Genomic DNA, 1582 nt, shown 5'->3' with positions numbered 1-1582 from the left:
ACCTGGAGGGCCAGGGCGCGATCACCATCGGCGATCTCGTCAAGAACGCGCTGCGTATGCGTCCCGACCGGATCATCCTGGGCGAAATTCGCGGCGCGGAATGTTTCGACCTGCTCGCCGCGATGAATACGGGCCATGACGGCTCGATGTGCACGCTCCACTCCAACTCCCCACGCGAGTGCCTGGGCCGTATGGAGAATATGATCCTGATGGGCGACATCAAGATCCCCAAGGAAGCCATTTCCAAGCAGATCGCGGATTCGGTCGACCTGATCGTGCAGGTGAAGCGCCTGCGCGACGGCTCGCGCCGCGTCACCAACGTGACCGAGGTGATCGGCATGGAAGGCGACGTCATCGTCACGCAGGAACTGTTCAAGTTCGAATATCATGACGAGGATGAAAGCGGCCGGATCGTCGGCGAATATCGCTCGATGGGCCTGCGTCCCTATACGCTGGACAAGGCGCGGCAGTTCGGTTTCGACCAGCCCTTCCTGGAAGCCTGTCTGTAACGCACTGATTTGTCTTCCTCACTTGCATTGGACATGCAGGGACGGCACATCGGGGATCCCCAATAGAGAGGATTCCCGATGAACCGTCTCGCCCGACAGAGCCTGCTGCTGGCAGGCCTGCTCCTTCCCGTCCTTCCGCTGGCGGCGCAGCATGTCGATCATGCCGGCCATGGCGCTTCGCACGCCAGAGATCCGATGGCGGCCGCCATTGCCGCGCCGAGCCGAACGCCCGCCAACGTCGCGCGCGACAAATATCGGCATCCAGCTGAAACGCTCGCCTTCTTCGGTGTCAGGCCGGACCAGACGGTGGTGGAATATTCGCCGAGCGGCGGCTGGTATACGGAGATATTGGCGCCGCTGCTGAGCGCCAAGGGCACCTTCTACGCCTTGCAGCCCGTGGGCCGCAATCTGGACGGCTACAAGACCTTCCTGGCCGCCAAGCCGGACGTCTATGGCAAGGTGAAGCTGGTGCCCTTCCCCGACCAGCTCAGCCTGATCCCGGCGGGCAGCGTCGACACGCTGCTGACCTTCCGCAACATCCACAATATGGTGATGAACGGGACGGAGGCAGCCACCTTCAAGAGCTTCTACGACCTGCTCAAGCCCGGCGGCATATTGGGCGTGGTCGACCACCGCCTGCCCGAGGCACGGGACAGCGCGCTGGAAAAGACGAGCGGCTATCTCAAGGTGTCGACCATCCGTCGTCTGGCACAAGCGGCGGGCTTCGAATATGTCGGATCGTCGGAGATCAACGCCAACCCCAAGGACACGGCGGATTGGGAAAAGGGTGTGTGGACGTTGCCGCCGACCCTGCGCAATGGCGAGGTCGACAAGGCCCGCTATCTCGCCATCGGGGAAAGCGACCGGATGACGCTGAAATTCCGCAAGCCGGCGAGCTAAGCACTTATGGCCTCGCTCCTGCCCGCGCAGGGGAAAGTTCCATTGCCGCCCTAGCCGCGTCGACAAATTCGGAAGGATCTGAAATCGGCCAATGTCGGACATATTCCCCCTCCCGCAAGCGGGAGGGGGTTAGGGGGTGGGCTTAGCGCAACGTTGCACTGGCCCACCCCGCT

General features: G+C 62.5%; 2 protein-coding genes. Both read left to right on the top strand.

All coding sequences use genetic code 11. The features are described 5' to 3' along the window. The coding region (locus V7D69_RS16140; protein WP_333606358.1) for an ATPase, T2SS/T4P/T4SS family at positions 1 to 509 on the top strand (509 nt) is incomplete at its 5' end. 78 nt (positions 510 to 587) lie between these two features. Next, the gene (locus V7D69_RS16135) at positions 588 to 1409 is read left to right on the top strand and encodes a class I SAM-dependent methyltransferase (RefSeq protein WP_333606357.1); all 822 of its coding nucleotides are present in this window, start codon (positions 588 to 590) and stop codon (positions 1407 to 1409) included. Positions 1410 to 1582 lie beyond the last annotated feature (173 nt).

It is taken from the genome of Novosphingobium sp. (assembly GCF_036733805.1).
Classification (GTDB): domain Bacteria; phylum Pseudomonadota; class Alphaproteobacteria; order Sphingomonadales; family Sphingomonadaceae; genus Novosphingobium.
Note: the sequence above shows the minus strand (reverse complement) of the source record. Positions and strands in the feature narration are given on the sequence as shown.

What these genes read in the sequence shown, in the direction of transcription:
- V7D69_RS16135 (WP_333606357.1), top strand. Translation starts at nt 588, where the DNA reads ATGAACCGTCTCGCCCGACAGAGCCTGCTGCTGGCAGGCCTGCTCCTT.